General features: G+C 60.5%; 17 protein-coding genes. 9 read left to right on the top strand and 8 right to left on the bottom strand.

The genetic code is table 11. From position 1 onward, the window contains the following. Positions 1 to 252 precede the first annotated feature (252 nt). The 4 genes from RVY79_RS11520 to putP all read left to right on the top strand — a co-directional run bounded on the left by RVY79_RS11520 (position 253) and on the right by putP (position 6,542). Positions 253 to 624, top strand: a complete 372-nt coding sequence (locus RVY79_RS11520) for a hypothetical protein (RefSeq protein ID WP_317464295.1) — start codon at positions 253 to 255, stop codon at positions 622 to 624. Between the two features lie 64 nt (positions 625 to 688). Continuing rightward, positions 689 to 1,477 carry an AraC family transcriptional regulator gene (locus RVY79_RS11515; RefSeq protein WP_317464294.1) on the top strand — a complete coding sequence of 263 codons (789 nt, stop codon included), beginning with the start codon at positions 689 to 691 and terminating at the stop codon, positions 1,475 to 1,477. Between the two features lie 190 nt (positions 1,478 to 1,667). Further along, complete coding sequence (gene putA, locus RVY79_RS11510; RefSeq protein WP_317464293.1) at positions 1,668 to 4,859, top strand: bifunctional proline dehydrogenase/L-glutamate gamma-semialdehyde dehydrogenase PutA; 3,192 nt, start codon at positions 1,668 to 1,670, stop codon at positions 4,857 to 4,859. 192 nt (positions 4,860 to 5,051) lie between these two features. Beyond that, the gene (putP, locus tag RVY79_RS11505; protein ID WP_317464292.1) at positions 5,052 to 6,542 is read left to right on the top strand and encodes a sodium/proline symporter PutP; all 1,491 of its coding nucleotides are present in this window, start codon (positions 5,052 to 5,054) and stop codon (positions 6,540 to 6,542) included. Between the two features lie 57 nt (positions 6,543 to 6,599). Here the strand turns inward: putP and RVY79_RS11500 are convergent, their stop codons facing one another. Continuing rightward, complete coding sequence (locus RVY79_RS11500) at positions 6,600 to 6,986, bottom strand: GtrA family protein (RefSeq protein WP_317464291.1); 387 nt, start codon at positions 6,984 to 6,986, stop codon at positions 6,600 to 6,602. Next, positions 6,983 to 8,002: a glycosyltransferase family 2 protein gene (locus tag RVY79_RS11495; RefSeq protein ID WP_317464290.1), complete on the bottom strand. Its 1,020-nt coding sequence runs from the start codon at positions 8,000 to 8,002 to the stop codon at positions 6,983 to 6,985. Before RVY79_RS11495 ends, RVY79_RS11500 begins: the two co-directional genes overlap by 4 nt. A gap of 370 nt (positions 8,003 to 8,372) precedes the next feature. Between RVY79_RS11495 and RVY79_RS11490 the strand changes: the two genes are divergently transcribed. Continuing rightward, positions 8,373 to 8,960, top strand: coding sequence for an OmpW/AlkL family protein (locus RVY79_RS11490; protein WP_317464288.1), 588 nt, complete (start codon positions 8,373 to 8,375; stop codon positions 8,958 to 8,960). Positions 8,961 to 9,025: 65 nt separating this feature from the next. Here the strand turns inward: RVY79_RS11490 and RVY79_RS11485 are convergent, their stop codons facing one another. Continuing rightward, positions 9,026 to 9,352 carry a YqcC family protein gene (locus tag RVY79_RS11485; protein WP_317464287.1) on the bottom strand — a complete coding sequence of 109 codons (327 nt, stop codon included), beginning with the start codon at positions 9,350 to 9,352 and terminating at the stop codon, positions 9,026 to 9,028. A gap of 258 nt (positions 9,353 to 9,610) precedes the next feature. Here RVY79_RS11485 and RVY79_RS11480 point away from each other — a divergent pair, with 258 nt between their 5' ends. The 4 genes from RVY79_RS11480 to RVY79_RS11465 all read left to right on the top strand — a co-directional run bounded on the left by RVY79_RS11480 (position 9,611) and on the right by RVY79_RS11465 (position 12,587). Beyond that, on the top strand, positions 9,611 to 10,645 hold the full coding sequence (locus tag RVY79_RS11480) for a DUF3549 family protein (protein ID WP_317464286.1): 1,035 nt from the start codon (positions 9,611 to 9,613) through the stop codon (positions 10,643 to 10,645). A 3-nt stretch (positions 10,646 to 10,648) separates the two neighbouring features. Beyond that, entirely contained in the window at positions 10,649 to 11,086 is a 438-nt protein-coding gene (locus tag RVY79_RS11475) for an ATP-dependent zinc protease (RefSeq protein ID WP_317464285.1), read from the top strand. Between the two features lie 33 nt (positions 11,087 to 11,119). Continuing rightward, on the top strand, positions 11,120 to 12,028 hold the full coding sequence (rimK, locus tag RVY79_RS11470) for a 30S ribosomal protein S6--L-glutamate ligase (RefSeq protein WP_317464284.1): 909 nt from the start codon (positions 11,120 to 11,122) through the stop codon (positions 12,026 to 12,028). A gap of 124 nt (positions 12,029 to 12,152) precedes the next feature. Then, positions 12,153 to 12,587 carry a hypothetical protein gene (locus tag RVY79_RS11465; RefSeq protein WP_317464283.1) on the top strand — a complete coding sequence of 145 codons (435 nt, stop codon included), beginning with the start codon at positions 12,153 to 12,155 and terminating at the stop codon, positions 12,585 to 12,587. 8 nt (positions 12,588 to 12,595) lie between these two features. Here RVY79_RS11465 and RVY79_RS11460 read toward each other — a convergent pair whose 3' ends face one another. The 5 genes from RVY79_RS11460 to sufC all read right to left on the bottom strand — a co-directional run bounded on the left by RVY79_RS11460 (position 12,596) and on the right by sufC (position 17,272). After that, entirely contained in the window at positions 12,596 to 13,294 is a 699-nt protein-coding gene (locus RVY79_RS11460) for a vancomycin high temperature exclusion protein (RefSeq protein WP_317464282.1), read from the bottom strand. Between the two features lie 71 nt (positions 13,295 to 13,365). Next, positions 13,366 to 13,929, bottom strand: a complete 564-nt coding sequence (gene sufT, locus RVY79_RS11455) for a putative Fe-S cluster assembly protein SufT (RefSeq protein ID WP_317464281.1) — start codon at positions 13,927 to 13,929, stop codon at positions 13,366 to 13,368. Between the two features lie 10 nt (positions 13,930 to 13,939). Next, positions 13,940 to 15,181: a cysteine desulfurase gene (locus RVY79_RS11450; RefSeq protein ID WP_317464279.1), complete on the bottom strand. Its 1,242-nt coding sequence runs from the start codon at positions 15,179 to 15,181 to the stop codon at positions 13,940 to 13,942. Positions 15,182 to 15,185: 4 nt separating this feature from the next. Next, a complete protein-coding gene (gene sufD / locus RVY79_RS11445; protein WP_317464278.1) occupies positions 15,186 to 16,523 on the bottom strand; it encodes a Fe-S cluster assembly protein SufD in 1,338 nt (445 codons plus the stop codon). Next, positions 16,520 to 17,272, bottom strand: coding sequence for a Fe-S cluster assembly ATPase SufC (gene sufC, locus RVY79_RS11440; RefSeq protein ID WP_317464277.1), 753 nt, complete (start codon positions 17,270 to 17,272; stop codon positions 16,520 to 16,522). Before sufC ends, sufD begins: the two co-directional genes overlap by 4 nt. Positions 17,273 to 17,355 lie beyond the last annotated feature (83 nt).

Here is a 17,355-nt window from a genome sequence, read left to right as displayed (position 1 = left end):
CTTCGTAAGTTCAGGCAGACCTCAGGGTCGCGAGCTGGTGCGCCAGCCCGGTCGCGCCTCGTTGCCCGCTCCACTCCCTCTTCGTAAGTTCAGGCAGACCTCAGGGTCGCGAGCTGGTGCGCCAGCCCGGTCGCGCCTCGTTGCCCGCTCCACTCCTTCCTTGCGATTTCATCACGCCAGAAGAGTCACTGCATTGCGACGTGATCGCATGCTAGACTCGCCACGCACATTCGACTATCGCGTCACCACACCATGCTCCTTTATTTGCTGGTTTTCGCCGTCTGCTTGACAGTCCTGGTCGGCACCGTGGCGATGCTGATGCTCAGCCGCACGCCTCGCTATCGGACCGACCCCGAGCACCTACTCGCGTTGTTCGACAAAACGCTGGAAAAGCGCGTCAGCGTTGCCGAATGGCATACGCTGGTCGATTATCCGATTCGCCACGATGCCTATCTCGAAAGCATTCGCCGCCGCGCTCAGCATGTCATGGAGGAGCACGGCAGGCCCTGGCAAGTCGCACAGGGCGGCTGCCTGCTATCGCGTGTCGGGCGCGACGAACTCGAGGCAATACGCGACCATTTGCGCGCGCGCCTGGCACTACAGAAGCCTGAACTAGAGGCCTGAACATTGCGCCTCACGCACCATGGGCGTGTATGGTAAGCTCACTGCGGAGTTCAGGAGAGTCGCCATGAGCAGTAGCATTCGTCTGACGCCGCTCGACAACACCGTCAAGCATCACGGTCATGCCTTCCATCAGATCGTTATCGGCCTGGCCGGCCATGCTGAATTCGAGATCGAGGGGCTCGGCGGTTCCATCGCCCCCTTGTCAGGCTGCATCGTCCCGATCAATCATGTGCACTATTACGAAGGGATCGGTGACAACCGCCAGTTGATCCTCGACCTGCCGGATGACTCGCCCTCGCTGACCGGAGGCCATCGCGAACTGGCCAGCCTGTTCGATACCCCACGCTATTTCACGCTCGACGACCCTCTGCGCAATTATCTCAACTTCGTGGTGCAAGAAATGTCGCAGCCACGCCATGCCGATGGCGAATTGCTCGCCACCACGTTCTTGAGCTGTCTGCATGCCCGTCTGGCCGCACCGACGACGCTTGATAACGGACGCGCGTTGAATCTCGATACCATCGATCGCTACATCGATAACCACCTCGCCGAACGCGTGACGGTCAAGGATCTGGCGCGCCTGGCCTGCCTGAGCGAGGCGCATTTCGGCGAGCGCTTTCGGCGCCATACAGGGCTCACGCCTTACCAATACTTGTTGCGTCGCCGCCTCGAACGCGCGAGCACTTTGCTGCGAACCGCTGGCGCACCGCTCAGCGAAATCGCGGCACGCACGGGATTCGCCAATCAAAGCGCCTTGTCACATGCCTTCCGACGCCACCATGGCCAGTCTCCCTCGCAGTGGCGCCGGGGTGCCGCCGCCTCCGTCATGACTACGCCGCCCATCATAGACTAAGGTCTAAAGTTCAACCCCTTCTCGTCTTCTATCGTGTTTTTTGACACAAACACCCGGGAAATTGGCAAGACCGGGCACGCTGACCCACTCTAAAGTCGACGCTATACAATATAACCAGGACGCCAATACCGGCGCCGACTCCGCACGCCCACTTTCATTATTGCGTCGCCGATCATCACGGGGTCATGACATGCAAAATGCCAACACCATGCTGGAAACCGCTACCTGGAACGACGAGCTCGACACGCTGTTCGCGCGTGTCAGCGATTATTACAGCGTCGAGGAAGACGCCTATGTCGCCGAGTTGGTCGCGTTCTTGCGTACCAACGAGGAAGACTTCAAGCGCATCGCTACGCAAACCGCCGAGCTGGTGCGCGAAGTCCGCGAGATGGATACGGCGGTCGACTCCATCGACGAATTGCTGCAAGAGTACAGCCTCGATACTCATGAAGGCTTGATGTTGATGTGCCTGGCCGAGGCCATGCTGCGTATTCCCGACAAGGCCACCGCCGACGCCCTGATCGAAGACAAACTGGGGCCCGCCGACTGGAAGGCACACGTCGGCCAGAGCGAGTCATGGTTCGTCAATGCTTCCACCTGGGGGCTGCTGATGACCGGTCGCGTTCTGCAACTCGACCAGCCCCACGAAGGCAAGCCCGCCACCTTCATCAACAAGATGGTCAACCGCATGGGCGAGCCGGTGATTCGCCGCGCCATGTATCAGGCGATGAAGATCATGGGCAAGCAGTTCGTGCTGGGACGGACCATCGACGAGGCCCTGAAACGCTCGCAGCCGCTTTTCGACAAGGGCTACACCTACTCGTACGACATGCTCGGTGAAGCGGCGCGCACGCGGCCCGACGCCGATCGTTATTTCGACGATTACGCCCAGGCTATCAAACGAGTCGGTGCCACCAGCCGCAAGCTGGACGCCAAGACCCCGGCGCCCTCGGTGTCGATCAAGCTGTCGGCCTTGCATCCGCGTTACGAATTCGGACGCCGCCGCCAGATCCTAGCGGAACTCACCGACAGCGTCCGCCGACTCGCCTCGCTGGCACGCGAGAACAACGTCGCCATCACCATCGATGCCGAGGAAGCCGACCGCCTTGAATTGTCGCTGGAAGTCTTCCGCGACGTTTTCGAAAGCGAGGTCTGTCGAGGCTGGGGGCACTTCGGGTTGGTGGTGCAGGCCTATTCCAAGCGTGTCTTGCCGGTTCTACACTACATAAATCGCCTCGCCGATCAGTGTGGCGACGAGATTCCCCTTCGCCTGGTCAAGGGCGCCTACTGGGATACCGAAATCAAGGAAGCTCAACAACAAGGGCTCGACGGCTATCCGGTCTTCACCCGCAAGGCGTGCACCGATGTCACCTACCTTGCCTGCGTGCATTTCCTGCTCTCCGAGAATACCCGGGGGCGCATCTTCCCGCAGTTCGCTACGCACAACGCCCACACCATCAGCACCATCCTAGAGCTCGCCAACGCGGGAGATCGTCATTTCGAGTTCCAGCGTCTGCATGGCATGGGTGAAGCGCTCTACGACGCCGCACTCAAGCGCGCGCCGCAGGGTACTTACTGCCGTATCTACGCACCGGTGGGCGCACACAAGGACCTGCTGCCCTACCTCGTGCGGCGCTTGCTGGAGAACGGTGCCAACTCGTCCTTCGTTCACCAGTTGGTCGATCCTCGCGTGCCCGTGGAAAGCCTCTGCGAGCACCCGGTAGAAACCTTGGCGCAATACGACACCTATGCCAACCCACGAATTCCGCTGCCACGCGATATCTATGGGGAAAAACGCAAGAACTCCAAGGGCGTCAACTTGAACATCAACAGCCAATACCAACCGCTGATCGACACCATGGCGACATTCATGGATAGCGAGCATCACGTCAAACCGCTGCTGGCTTTCGACGTGGACGACGATGCCGCGCAGCGTCACGACGTGCTCAGCCCTTACGATACCCGCCAGCGCGTGGGCAGCGTGCAGTGGACCACGAGCGAGCAGGCCCAACGCGCCGTGGATGCCGCCTGGGCGGCCTTCCCGCGCTGGAGCGACACGCCGGTCGAGGAGCGTGCGGCGATTCTCGAGCGTTTCGCCGACTTGATGGAAGAGCACCTCGCCGAACTGATGACGCTGTGCTCCCGCGAGGGCGGCAAGTTGCTCACCGATGGCGTCGACGAAATCCGCGAAGCGGTGGACTTCTGCCGCTACTATGCGATGCGGGCCCGCGAAATGTTCGGCGCGCCGATCCCGCTACCCGGCCCGACCGGGGAATCCAACGAGCTGATCCTGTCCGGCAAAGGCGTCTTCGCCGCCATCAGCCCGTGGAATTTCCCGGTGGCGATTTTCTGTGGCCAGATGGTCGCCGCCGCCGTCGCCGGCAACCCGGTGCTCGCCAAGCCGGCCGAGCAGACCTCCCTGATCGCGCACCGCGTCGTGGAGCTGCTTCATGAAGCCGGCATGCCGCGCGACGTAGTGCAACTGCTGCCCGGCGATGGTCCCACCGTGGGCAGCGTGCTGACGGGTGACGCTCGCATCACCGGCGTCGTCTTCACCGGCGGCACGGACACCGCACAAATCATCAACCGTGCTCTCGCGGACCGCGAAGGCGCCGCGCTGCCGACCCTGATCGCCGAAACCGGTGGCTTGAATGCCATGATCGTCGACTCCACCGCGCTTCCCGAGCAGGTCGTCGCCGACGTGGTAGCCTCGGCATTCCAGAGCGCCGGCCAGCGTTGTAGCGCCTTGCGCGTGCTCTACATCCAGGAAGACGTCGCCGACCACGTCATCGAGCTGCTCAAGGGCGCCATGGCAGAGCTGCATATCGGCGACCCGCGCGATCTGGGTACCGACGTCGGCCCGGTCATCGACGAGGACGCTCATCGTCAGCTCAGCGATTACATCATGCGCCTCAAGGAGGAAGGCCGCCTGGTGGCCGAGGCGACACCCGACGCCGACACCACCGCGCACGGCCACTTCATTGCGCCGACCGCGTTCGAGATCGAAGGCATCGACACACTGGAGAGCGAGCAATTCGGGCCGATATTACACATAGCGCGGTACCGTAGCGCGGAGATCGACCAGGTCATCGATACCATCAATGCCAAAGGGTATGGACTGACGTTCGGCATTCACAGTCGCAACGAATCCTTCGCCGCTGAAATAGCGCGGAAAATTCGAGTGGGCAATGTGTATGTCAATCGTAATATCATCGGTGCCGTCGTGGGCGTACAGCCTTTCGGTGGTCAGGGCCTGTCAGGCACTGGTCCCAAAGCGGGCGGACCGCATTACCTGCAACGCTTCGCCACGGAGAAAACCCGCACCATCAATACCGCCGCTTTGGGCGGCAACGCATCTCTACTCGCGCTGGGAGACGAGTGATCGTCACTCGTCATCAAACAACAAACGAAGGGAACTCCCTCATGGTTAAAACAACGCCGCTATCGGCTTCACCTCCGCGCGTTGCCTGTTCATGATGCTCGTCATCAGCGTTCTGGCCCGTATGCGTAACGACAACCTGCCGGAACCACTCCGGCCTAATAACTAAGATAATCAAGAACAGGAGACGTTTTTATGGCTATTGGTGTTTGGATCAGCCTATTTGCTTACTTTGCGCTCATGATCGGCATCGGCCTTTATGCCATGCGCAAATCCACGTCCACGTCTGAAGATTACATGCTGGGTGGTCGAACCCTCAGCCCCAAGGTGGCGGCCCTGTCGGCCGGCGCTTCGGACATGAGCGGCTGGTTGCTGCTGGGTTTGCCCGGGGCGCTGTTCGTATCCGGCTTGGGCTCGGCCTGGATCGGTATCGGCCTGTTCGTGGGTGCATTCTTCAACTGGGTTCTGGTCGCACCACGCCTTCGTGAGCAGACAGTTCACTATGGCAATGCGATAACCATTCCAGCATTCCTGGCAAACCGATTCCCGACTCGGGCGATGTCGCTGAGGACGGTATCCGCCATCGTCATCGTCGTCTTCTTCGCGGTTTATACGGCATCAGGCCTGGTGGCAGGCGGCAAGTTGTTCGAAAGCGCGTTTTCCGACGTTATCAACATCGGTGGCCTGAGCGATTACGCTGCCGGCGTCGTCATCACCCTGGGCGTGGTACTTGTCTATACGGTTGTCGGCGGCTTTTTGGCAGTGAGCATGACGGACTTCGTGCAAGGCTGCATCATGATGCTGGCACTGGTGATCATGCCGGTAGTCGTGATCTTTGGCGAAGGTGGCGGTGGCTTCACCCAAGCCTCACAGACCCTGAATGACGTCGACCCCACACTGCTATCGTGGACGGCGGGGCTGACCTTCATCGGCTGGCTGTCTGCGGTGGCCTGGGGCCTGGGGTATTTCGGGCAACCGCACATCATCGTGCGTTTCATGGCCATCCGATCGCTGAAGGATGTGCCGGTTGCCCGTAACATCGGCATGAGTTGGATGTTCATATCCCTGGTCGGCGCGATTTCGCTGGGGATCTTCGGTCGGGCCTATGCAATCCGCAATGGGCTGGATGTTCAGGACCCGGAAACGATCTTCATTATCCTCGCGGGCCTGCTGTTCCATCCGCTGATCACCGGCTTCCTCTATGCCGCACTGCTTGCAGCAATCATGAGCACCGTCTCCAGTCAGCTTCTGGTGGCATCTTCATCACTGACCGAAGACTTCTACCGCCTATTTCTGCGCAAGGAAGCAACGGAGAAGGAAAGCGTCGGCATCGGCCGGATTAGTGTCGTATTGGTTGGCTTGGTGGCGGCCTTCATTGCATCTGACCCGAACTCTCAGGTCCTGGGGCTGGTCAGTAACGCCTGGGCAGGCTTTGGTGCGGCGTTCGGCCCATTGATCATCCTGTCGCTGATGTGGTCACGCACCAACGGCGCTGGCGCCATCGCGGGTATGGTCGTGGGTGCCGTCACCGTCATGATCTGGATTTCACTGGGCTGGAACGCAGCGTTCATGGGCGGTCCCGGTGTGTATGAGATCATTCCTGGCTTTATCGCTGCCTTCATCGCCATCCTGGTGGTGAGCAGTATGACCAACGATGCTGGGGAATATAAGCACATTTCCCGCTGAACAATGTGCGCATACCGCGCTGAGTGATCGTTCAAGGGCTCCCACGGGAGCCCTTTTTCAATGCGGCTCGCGAAAGGCCCAGAAGCGCGACGCCAAATACGTCAGCACCGGCACCATTAGTGTCGCGATCGCCACGGCCAGAAAGCCGCTTAGCGGGGTCACGGCCAACAAGGCAGCCAATACCCCGTTGTTAAGGGCGAACCCCAGCGCCGCCACCAGGAAGAAACGCCTTGCCCGGCCACGCCGACGAAAAGTAATACGCCGATGCCCGATCAATGACACCTGAAAAGCCGCCAAGAACGCCATGAGATTCGCCGCGAATTCGGACATTTCCGACCAGAAGCCGAGCAGTACACCCGCCACCAGCAGATGTACTGCCGTGGCGATACCCCCGACGAGACCGAAGCGCGCGGCGGTACTGGCCTCGCCCACCAGCCGGCTCATGGCGCGCTGTGACCTCGCTGGCGTGACGTTCGTGGCGTATCGCTATCTTCAGCGACCAGGTACAACGGGCGCTGCTTGGTCTCGATGAACAGCCGCCCCACATATTCGCCCAGAATGCCGATCGACAGCAGTTGCATGCCACCGAAGAACAAGATCGCGGTCATCAGCGACGCATAGCCAGGCACATCGCTTCCGAACAGCACCACGCGCCCCACCAGGAGCACGATGTAAAGGAAGGCAATCAGCGCGATCACTGCGCCGCAGTAGGACCAGATTCGCAGCGGCCAGGTGGAAAAACTCACCACCCCATCGAGGGCGAAGTTCCACAGCTTCCAATAGTTGAACTTGCTGGTCCCCGTCTCGCGAGTGGGACGTGCATAGCGTACGCCAGTGGTGCGATATCCAGGCCAGGAGAACAGCCCTTTCATGAACCGGCTGCGCTCCGGCAAGCGATTGAGCGCATCGACCACACGGCGATCCATGAGCCGGAAGTCCCCGGCATTGTGCGGGATCGGCGTATCCGACAGGCGATTGAAGAAGCGATAGAACAAGCCGGCAGTGGCTCGCTTGGTATGCGTGTCCTCGTCACGGGTACCGCGCACGCCATAAACCATGTCATAGCCTTCCTCCCGCCATAGGCGCACGAATTCGAGAATCACGTGCGGTGGATCTTGCAGATCGACGTCCATAGGCACGATGGCATCGCCGCATGCGTGTGCCAGCCCCGCCGTCAAGGCCGCCTCCTTGCCGAAGTTGCGCGTCAGCGACAGGTAGCGTACGCGATTATCCGCGACGTTGGCGTCCCGCAGAGTATCCAGCGTCGCATCGCGAGAGCCATCGTCGACGAACAGCACCTCCCATCGCGCGATATGAGCATCAAGGGCGTCACGCACCGCTTGAAGAAAGCCCGGAATGGCAGCTTCTTCGTTCATGACCGGCACCACAATGGACAGCAACCACCCCGTATCAGGGCCTTCTCCCTGTGCTGCCTCGCTTGCCGACGATGATCGTTCCATCTTTGCCTCCGCTTATTAGCTCACCACGACCAACCATGGACTCAACGTCGCCATTCCCAGCCAACACGCCAGCAAAAGCGCCCCAGGCACGAGGCAGTGCTCGACAATGCACCGGATTCAGCCCACCGCCGCCCATCGTAATGGGCTTACAGGAAGTTAAGAGGTTTTTCGACGTTTAGCGAGTTTAAGCATGACGATGGCATGACAGGCGCGTAATACCGAACCGCCCCTTCATGGTGGATCGCCCTCGCCCAGCGTAAAAAACAGCGTTCTAAAATTCTTCTGGACTTAAAAAACACTGTTTCCTATACTGCACGTGTTGATACGAAAACGCTGTTCGATAAAGCGCTAGAACTCAAGGAGCCACATCATGACCAAGACCAAACTCTTTTCTGCACTGGTAATTGCCGGCACTTGTGCGTTCGGTACCCAAGCCGCTCTCGCCTACAATGCTGGCGACTTCTTCGTCCGCGGTGATATTGCCAAAAGCGATATCGATGATAGCCATGTCGACGACGAGAATGGCTTCATGGGTAGCGTCGGCTACCTCTTCCACGACAAGCTGGGTGTCGCCCTGAGCTCCAGTGAAAAGTTCGAGCACGACTTCTCGACCATTGGGGCTGCGGGCAAATTCGAGCAGCGGCCGATCAATCTGACGCTGCAATACTACCCACTGGGTGGCACAGGCTCGCGCGTGCAGCCCTATGCCGGTGCCGGCGTCAACTACACCAAGTTTTCCAGCGAAAACCTCGGCAATGGCATGAGCGCCAGCATGGATGATTCCTGGGGCGCCGTCGGTGAACTGGGTGTCGACCTGTTCGTGACCGATAACCTGGCTCTCAACGGCTTTGCCAGCTACACCGACGTGGACTCAGACATCGACATCAACGGTGCTTCAGCCGGCACGGTAAGCCTCGACCCGGTCACCGTGGGTGGCGGCCTCAGCTATCGCTTCTAAGCAGAACACATCAGCACGTTGATTCAACGCCGGGCACTCGCCCGGCGTTTTCGTATTCATCCCCCTCACGCCTCAGTAACGATCCGATCCACTTCGGCCACGGCTTCGGTGACGACGCGACGTACGCTGGGCGAGGCATCCTTCAACCAGGTCTCCACGGCGGGTGCGACATCGCAGGATGCCGGCAACGGTGACTCGGCTTCGGCCAGCGTTTCAAGCCGCGCCACGAAGACATAGCGCAGCCACTGCGGCATCACCATGGTGTCGACGCAAAAGGGCTGCTGGCTGGCGAAAGCCGCTTCGGGCGGCTCCGCCACACGCCACATGTCGACACTGCGCAACGTCGCAACCAGATTTTCCAATGCCTCTTTCAAGGCGTCATGAGCCGTCATCTCGTCTCCCGGAAAAGCGTTGAGTTAATCTGCCATTATCGCGTTCACCCCAGGCGCTTGACCACCTTGCCAGCGTTTTCTCCCCAGCCTCGCGTTTACCCACAATTCATTGGGACGGGATTGTGGATAAACGTGGGACAACCTTCGCTTGACCCTGGTTGACGCCGGCTGGCAGCAAGCGTTTATTTTTTAACCAACCAGGGGCTGGTCAGCGCCATCCTTGAACGCTACAGTGCCGGCCTCGATCCCGGAGGCAGCATGCAGTCGATCACCACGCTTAGCGAATTTTTCCACCGCACCGGTGCGGACGTACGCCTTTTCGACATGGGGCGACGCGTCGCGCCCTTCGAATTCTCACGGCTCACCGAGTTCGAAGCCGGAGACGCCCCCTGGCCCCTGCCCTGGAACGGCCAGGCGCGTCTGGCATGTGCGTTCCGTCTCGGCAGCGATATCGCCAGCGAGCCCTTGATCTGGTTTTTGGCCTTACCCTTGGATGAACAAGGCATGCTGGTGCCTGGGCCACGCGACGCCTTCCTCGAGCGCCTCATCGAGACCCTCGGGCGTACGGTGGAAAGCGTAGGACGCGATGACGCGCCGCATATCGATAACTTGATGCGCGATAACCCTTTGGCCTTTACCCCCGAGCTTACGCAGCAGGCCATGTTGCATGCCCAGGCGGCCCGCGACTTCGCGCAACCGACCAGCAAGCACCATGCCCTGGCCCACGCTTACCTGCTCGATGCCGACGCCAGCGTCAATTGGCAGATGCTCGGCCTGCAGGGAATCGCCGATCTCATAGCCCGCCTCGAAAGCGCGCAAGAAGCCCAGCTTGCCGAACGCATTCCTGCGCTACCAATCGAGGTCCTACGACCGCTCTGCTATTGTATGGAGCATCGAGACGTGGCCTCGGCATGTGTAGCACCTCTTTGCGAACGCGCCGAACAAGCCGCACGCTCAGGAGATCTCGAAACCTTGTGTGCAGTGATTCGCGCGCTAGGGGGCAGTTGCGATTCACGCATAGGTGCCTGGTACGATACGCTACTCGACGACCCGGCGGCCTGCGGGCCCGACGTACTCGCCGCCATGGCGGCGCGTGGCTGGACGCATCTCGAGGATGAGCAACGCTTGCCGAGGTTTCTCACACGGCTCGCGGAAAACCCGAAGGCGAACTTCACCGCACTGGTACGCGACTTGGCGCTTGTGCCACGCTTGCGCTTACCGGTATTAATGACGCTGCGTCAGGCGAGTGCCGACTCCTCTATCGGCCAGCGCCTGGCCGAACTGGATCGTTGACGCATGAAAGCACTGCCCTATCAAGCCAAGGCCGTCATCGGCCGGCGCGAAATGGTCACCCTACCGGAGCTGGACCTGACGCTGTGCGCTAAAATCGATACGGGCGCGCGCACGTCAGCGCTGCATGCCGAGGACATTGAGACGTTCGAGCAGCAAGGACACCTTTGGGTACGCTTCATCACCCGTAGCGGCGGCCCCGAGGCCCCATCGCACACGCTGGAACTGCCGCTATACGACCGCCGCAAGGTCAGGAGTTCCAATGGCATCGAGCAAATGCGTTACGTGATCCGCACACACATGCAACTCGGTGGGATCGACTATCCGATCGAACTAACCTTGACCGACCGGCGTAACATGCGCCACCCCATGCTGCTTGGGCGACGTGCGTTGCGCCGCCTTCTGGTCGCGCCCGGCGCGGCCTTCCTGCACGGCGAGCCCTAAGTCCGCCGGCATCGCCATCGAGTGGAGACGACCATGCATATCGGCATTCTTTCACGCAATCGCAAACTGTACTCGACGCGGCGTCTGATCGAGGCTGCGGAAGCGCGCGGACATACCGCCCGTGTGGTCGACACGCTTCGTTGCTACATGAATATCGCCTCACACCGGCCGTCGATCCACTACAAAGGCGAGGAAATCGAGCCGTTCGACGCCATCGTGCCACGCATCGGCGCGTCAGTGACGTTCTATGGCTGCGCCGTGCTGCGTCAGTTCGAGATGATGAGTACCTACGTGCTCAACGACTCGGTGTCGATCACGCGCTCGCGCGACAAGCTCCGCTCGTTGCAACTGCTATCGCGCAAAGGGCTAGGGCTGCCGGTCACCGGCTTCGCGCACTCACCAGACGACATTCCTGACCTCATCACCATGGTCAAAGGTGCGCCGCTGGTCATCAAACTGCTCGAAGGTACCCAGGGTATCGGCGTGGTACTGGCGGAAACCAACCAGGCTGCCGAGTCGGTCATTCAGGCCTTCATGGGCATGAAAGCCAACATCATGGTTCAGGAATACATCAAGGAGGCCAAAGGCGCCGATGTCCGCTGCCTGGTGATCGGCGACAAAGTGGTCGCCGCCATGAAACGCCAGGCGCTCGAAGGCGAGTTCCGTTCCAATCTCCACCGTGGCGGCACCGCTAGCGTCATTCGTATCACACCGGAAGAGCGTTCCACTGCCATCCGTGCCGCCAAGGCGATGGGCCTGCGCGTCGCCGGGGTGGATCTACTACGCTCCAACCACGGGCCCGTGATCATGGAGGTCAACTCCTCGCCAGGGCTACAAGGCATCGAAACCGCCACGGGCAAGGATATCGCCGGGCAGATCATCGACTACATGGCGAAAAATGCCGTCGCACCACGCAAGGCCCCCCCCAAGCCCAAGGGCTAAGCGACGCTGTCGAGAAAAGACGCTGTAGCGAAAGACTTGCCATACGGGGAAATTTTCTTACAACGGGGTGGCAAAACGCTGTTTCCACCCGCACAATTTGCGTCACCGGAGGAGGTGACCGCCCATGTTTCTCGATAATCGCCAAGTGGCGATGGACAGCGTCCTTGAAGCGCTGGCCGACAGTCTCGATTATTTCCAGGACAATTTCGAGCGCCTGCGCCCTGCCCTGCGTGATCGTCTGAAGCCGCTCTATGAAGAACGCGGCAAGGCCATGCGCGAGTTGCAGAACTTGTCCAAGGAACACCTCGACATCCTGCCACGCGATGCCGATGTCGAGCGCGACGACTATCTCTGGCTATGGAGCCGTATCAAGAGTTTTGTGGGCAACGACAGCCAGGTGTTGCTGGGCGAGCTGCTCGAGCAGGAGCGCGTGCTGATGCAGGCACTGGGCACGGCCTTCACCCATCCCCTACCGGACGCGCTGGAACCGGCGCTGGAGCGTTGCTGGAAGAATTGCCGCGCGCTGATTCGCGAGCTCAATGCGCAACACAAACGCTGAATCGCGGCTCACTCTTCCTTGATCTCCTTGAAAATCGGCAATGTCACTTGGGGGCCGAGGAAGTACGGGTCACGCCCCCACAGATAGAGATCACCGACAGCTGCCGCGCGTGCCAACCACTCACGCAGCCACAACTGCCACTCACCTGCGATTTGCCCTTCCGGCACTGCACAGCCTTGTGCCTTCAAGCCGATGGCATCGGCAATGAACAACGCACGCGGCAAATGCCATGCTTGCGATATCAACAAGACGTGTTCAACCCCAAAGATTCGACGGGCCCGCACCACGCTGTCGAAAGTGCTGAAACCGGCATAATCGAGGGTCATATCGTCGGTGCCGACGTTGCGGGCGCGCAGCGCTCGCCACATCGAAACGGGTTCGTTGTAGTAGCGCGTGCTGTTGTCGCCGGAAAGCAGCAAATGCTGAATACGCCCCAGCCGCAACAATTGCGCCGCGGCCTCCATGCGCGCGGTGAAATAAGGATTGAGTCCTCCACCACGCAGCCCCTCGGCGGTCCCGAAGACCAACCCCACCGGCTCCGAAGCGCACACAAGCGGATCGTGCTGAATACGACCGGCCGTCTTGGCAAACACCCAGATATTGAGTGCCACCACCACGGCGAACATGAAAAGCACACCAAAAAGGCCCCACTTGAGCAGCCGCCACCCCAATCGGGCAAGCCCCCGGCAACCGTTTTCTCGCGGCATGCTGGTCTCCAACGAATAAGGGGCGTCGTACACGCCCCACCATGAGAAAGAGAGCTACGAGGGCCTAGGCCCTAGAACATGCCCAGTTCCAGCCTCGCCTCCTCCGTCATCATCTCACGGCTCCAGGGCGGATCGAAAACGATCTCGACATGCACCTTGGACACTTGCGCAGCGCCCTGGAGTTTACGTCGAGCGTCTTCGGCGATCACCTCGCCCATGCCACACCCCGGCGCGGTCAATGTCATGCGGATGGTCACCATGGTCTCGCCGCTCAGCAAATGCTCGATACGGCATCCGTAGACCAGGCCCAGATCGACGATATTGACCGGAATTTCCGGGTCGAAGCAGGTCCGCAATTGCGACCAAATGAAGGCCTCGAGCTCCTCGTCGCTGGCTCCCTCGGGCAGGGACGCACGCGACACGGCCTCGAGCCCCAAGGCATCGAGGTCGTGCCCCTCGATCAGGAACATGCGTCCCTCGAAGCCGACACTGACCGTTCCACCTTTGGCCTGCATCACCGAGACGATGCTATCCTCGGTCAAGGTCACGCTCTTGCCGAAGGGAATCGAGATCGCCTCGACATCGCGCTGCAAGGGCATTTCCTGCCCCTTGTAGAGGCTTTGCAGTTGATCCATGCCGTCTCCGTTAGCGCACCATGGCGATGACTTTCTGTAAGGCCTCGACGAATGCATCGACCTCTTCCGGCGTGTTGTACGCCGCCAGTGAGGCGCGGCAAGTCGCGTCGAGTCCCATGCTGGCAAGCACGGGCTGGGCACAATGATGCCCGGTACGGATCGCCACGCCAAGCTGATCGATCAGCAGGCCGATATCCTGGGAATGCGCGCCGTCGACCACGAACGACAGCACACTCACCTTGTCCGGCGCCGTGCCGATCATGCGCAGGCCATCGACCTCCGTCAGCTTATCGGTGGCACGCTCGAGCAGGTGATGCTCCCACGCCGCCATCCGGTCGATGCCGGTATCCGCAATCCAGTCGAGCGCCGCCCCCAAGGCAATCACTTCCGCGATAGGCGGCGTGCCGGCTTCGAACTTGTGCGGAATCTCGCTGTACACCGTGCCCTTCTCGAAGGACACGCGACTGATCATCTCGCCACCGCCCTGCCAAGGCGGCATCGACTCGAGCAAGGCCTCACGGCCATAGAGCGCGCCCACGCCGGTGGGACCATACGCCTTGTGCCCCGAGAACGCATAGAAGTCGACATCCAGTGTCTGCACATCGACGCGCTGATGCGGCACCGCCTGGGCACCGTCGACAAGGATCAGTGCACCATGCTCATGCGCTGCGCGCGCCATGTCCGCTACCGGATTGACGGTGCCCAGCGCATTCGAGACGTGATTGACGCACACCAGACGCGTGCGCTCGCCCAACATGTCTCGGTAAGCCGATTGATCGAGCACGCCGCGCTCATCGACCGGAATCACCTTGAGCGTGACACCCAGTGCCTCGGCCAGCATCTGCCAAGGCACGATATTCGAATGGTGCTCCATCAACGAGACGATGATCTCGTCACCCGGGCGCAGGTTGGCCCGCCCCCAGCTATTGGCGACCAGATTGATCGCCTCGGTGGTGCCACGCGTGAAGACGATCTCGCGATGCGACGCCGCCCCCAGCCAGGCACGTACCTTCTCGCGCGTGCCCTCGTAAGCTGCCGTGGCCTCATCGGCCAGGGTATGCAACCCGCGATGGATGTTGGCGTTATAGCGCCGATAGTAATCGTCCAGCGTATCGATGACCGCCGTCGGCGTCTGACTGGTCGCCGCGTTGTCCAGATAGATCAACGGCTTACCGTGGACTTCCCGTTCGAGGATCGGGAAGTCACGACGCACACGCGCCACATCGAGCATCGTCTCGGCAAAGGCATTCATGGTCTCAGGCCTCCTCAAGCGCGTCGGAAACCTCGACCAGATCCGCGAGATTGAAGCGCTCGGGCAATTTCCCCGCCACCGCACGCTCGACACGCTCAGCAATGATAGGCAGACGCACCTGATCCATCACCTCGCCGGCGAACGCCAACGTCAAGAGACCACGCGCCATCTGCTCGCTGATGCCGCGTGTGCGCAATGCAAAGACGGCCTCCTCGTCGAGCTGGCCGGTCGTCGCGCCGTGCGAGCACTTGACGTCATCGGCATAGATTTCCAGTTCAGGCTTGGTATCGATCTCGGCACGGTCGGACAACAGCAGGTTGGCGTTGTTCTGATACGCCTCGATCTGCTGGCTATCGCGCTTGACGATGACCTTGCCGTTGAACACGCCGCGGGCACGGTCGTTGAGAATGCCCTTATAGTTCTCATTGGAGAATGTGTTCGGCGCGTTGTGGTTGACCAAGGTGTGATTGTCGACGTGTTGACGGCCTTGGACGAAAAACAAGCCATTGTAATTGGTCTCCGCACCTTGCGCGTTGAGATCCGTGACCAAGTCGGTACGCACCAGCGCGCCGCCCAGGTTCAAGTTGAACGACGTAAAGCGCGAATCGCGGCCCTGCTCGACATGGATGCTCGCCACATGCAGATCCTCACTCGAGGCCTCCTGCAGCTTGTAGTGATCGACGATGGCACCGCGTTCGAGCATGACTTCGCTGACCACGTTGGTGAAGTTAGCCGCGCCCGCCTCGCCGGCGTAATGCTCGACCACCGTGGACTGGCTACGTGCGCCGGCCATCACCAACACCCGAGGATGACTCATCCGCGCCGATTCATTGGCACGCGAGGCGAAGACCACATAGATCGGTTTGTCGACCACGACGCCCTGACCGATGCGCACGACCGCACCTTCTTCGGAAAGCGCCACGTTGAGCGCGGTGAACGGCGAGAAATCGACCCCCGCCAAGCGCCCGATGGCACCGCCGATGGCCTCGTGATGGGTACGCATCGCCGTGGTCAAGGGCTCGATGGAAACGCCCTCGGGCAGCTCCGTCAGGTCGGACAAGGCCGCCGAGAAGACGCCATCGACGAATACCAGGCGATGTGCATCCAGCGGCATGCCAAGTGCTGCGAAACGCGCTTCGCTGAGCTCGGCATCATCGGCCAGCGTGAATTCGCCTTCGGCGATGCGCCGAACGTCGGTATATTTCCAGGCCTCGTCACGCTTGGTGGGAAACCCCAAGGCTTCGAAGCGTGCCGCCCCGGCCTGGCGGCGTGCCGCCACCCAGGTCGGCTCGTCATCGACTCGCTCGCCGAACCGCTGTAGAAAAGCGTGTGCTGCACTCATGCCGCAGACTCCTCCAGCACCCATTCATACCCACGAGCTTCGAGCTCGTTGGCGAGGTTCTTATCGCCGGACTTGACGATACGACCGTCCACCAGGACATGGACGTGATCCGGCACGATATGTTCGAGCAGACGCTCATAGTGCGTCACCATGAGAATCGCGCGATCGGCATTGCGCAGCGAGTTGATGCCCTCGGCGACCACTTTCATGGCGTCGATATCAAGCCCCGAATCGATCTCGTCGAGCATCGCCAGCTTGGGCTGCAACACCAGCATCTGCAGAATCTCGTTGCGTTTCTTCTCGCCGCCCGAGAACCCCTCATTGACCGCACGCTGCAAGAAGCTGCCGTCCATCTTCATGAAGCTCAACTGCTCGCGAACCAGCTTCATGAATTCCGGTGCCGGAATTTCCTCTTCTCCACGCGCGACGCGCTGAGCGTTGAGCGCCGCCTTGAGCAGGTAGATGTTCTTGACGCCCGGAATTTCCACGGGGTATTGGAAACCCAGCAGAATACCGGCCAGCGCGCGCTCTTCGATTTCCATTTCCAGCAGGTTCTTGCCTTCGAACAGCACCTCCCCGCTAGTCACCTCGTAACCGTCCTTACCCGCGATCACCGCCGACAGCGTCGACTTGCCCGCCCCGTTGGGGCCCATCAAGGCGTGAACCTCGCCGGGATTGACGGTCAAGTTCAGCCCCTTGAGGATTTCCGAACCTTCCACCGTGACATGCAGATCTTTGACTTCGAGCATCTTGATACCTTGCTTGCGTTCGAGTCGCCCGGCGACTCCGATACATGGATTGAGACCTTGACTGTGCGCCTGGCGGCATATCG

Source organism: Chromohalobacter sp. HP20-39 (assembly GCF_033052815.1).
Lineage (GTDB): Bacteria > Pseudomonadota > Gammaproteobacteria > Pseudomonadales > Halomonadaceae > Chromohalobacter.
Note: the sequence above shows the minus strand (reverse complement) of the source record. Positions and strands in the feature narration are given on the sequence as shown.